The organism is Synechococcus sp. R70.1 (assembly GCF_047461675.1).
Taxonomy (GTDB): Bacteria; Cyanobacteriota; Cyanobacteriia; order Thermostichales; family Thermostichaceae; genus Thermostichus.
This window is the reverse complement of the sequence record NZ_JANSHR010000045.1, coordinates 1-1117: the sequence shown is the minus strand read 5'-3', so window position 1 is coordinate 1117 and position 1117 is coordinate 1. Positions and strand designations below refer to the sequence as shown.

2 protein-coding genes are annotated in these 1117 nt (G+C 62.5%); both read right to left on the bottom strand.

The window, feature by feature from the left end:
• On the bottom strand, window positions 1–728 hold a 728-nt coding region (locus NW807_RS06490; protein ID WP_414425608.1), incomplete at its 3' end, for a neutral/alkaline non-lysosomal ceramidase N-terminal domain-containing protein.
• Between the two features lie 62 nt (window positions 729–790).
• A partial coding sequence (locus NW807_RS06485; RefSeq protein WP_414425607.1) for an STN domain-containing protein occupies window positions 791–1117 on the bottom strand: 327 nt, incomplete at its 5' end.

Genomic DNA, 1117 nt, shown 5'->3' with positions numbered 1-1117 from the left:
GAAATCATCCCGCCCAGCGCGCCGTTCGCGAAAATCGCCACCCCGCCGACCGCGCGCTCCACCGTCTGGTAGTACCAGTGGCAGAAGTCGCTGGTGAGCTGGTCGTTGTTCAGCACTTCGGGATGGCAGGCGAAGTTGGTTAGTGTGGCGATGACCTTGCCGTCCGCCTTGCTGCGGAACTGCATCACCGCCGCTTCGGTGTCCAGAATCTGCTCGATGCGGTAGTTTTTGGCGACGCCTTCGATGGTGGTCTTTGCAAAGCCCACAAGCGCGGGTTGCAGTTTGCTTGCGGCTTCGTCGACGGTCTTCGCGACGGTCTCAATCACGAAGTTCACATATTCGTTATCGCGTCCCGACTGTGTGGGAGTCGGTCCCCACAGTCCAATCGTGTCGGGCGCGGAATGCACATGCGTACACAGCACCATCACGCGGTTGGGAGGCACGGATTTGACCTGCTGACGGATCTTCTGCACATCGTCGCGCAGCAGCCCCAGCAGGTCGCACACCACGATTGCCAGCCGCTCGTTGCCCACTTGGATGACGAGGGCGCGCGCCCAGATATCGTCGTGGACGCCGCCTGTGTTCGGGCGGTTCGGCGAATAGCCCGCCAGGAACACCTGCTTGGTCGGGGTAATCTTGTTGGCAGCTGCGCCCGCTTGCAGCCCTTGCGCCCAACTTGCAAGCAGCAGAACCAGACTCAGCGTCGTTGCTAATAGCCGCATAAACATTCACCTCCTGTACCGACTGGTTGTTCGGTACAGGAGGTGTGATTCCTGCTATCGCCTCGGCGTCATCGGCTCACGACGCGCCAGAAGTCGCCGTGCCGCTTGACGGTGTAGTTCGAGCCGATGAGTAGCTTCTGCAGCGCGTCTTCGAGCGTGGCGTCCTGCACATCCAGCACGACCAGCGGCTCCGCGCCGTTGGGCGCCCACTCAATGGGCGTCTGGTACGCGCTGGCGAGTTGGCGCAGCGCGTCGCCGAGTTTCGCTTGCAGGCGCAGGCTCGCCAGTTTCGCTTGCGGGTAGCCCGCGGGCACATACAGCACGCGCGATTGACCGTCCAGCGTCCACTGCAAGGTCAGCACGCGCTCGCCCGAAGTGTACAGCAGCGTCTGCAG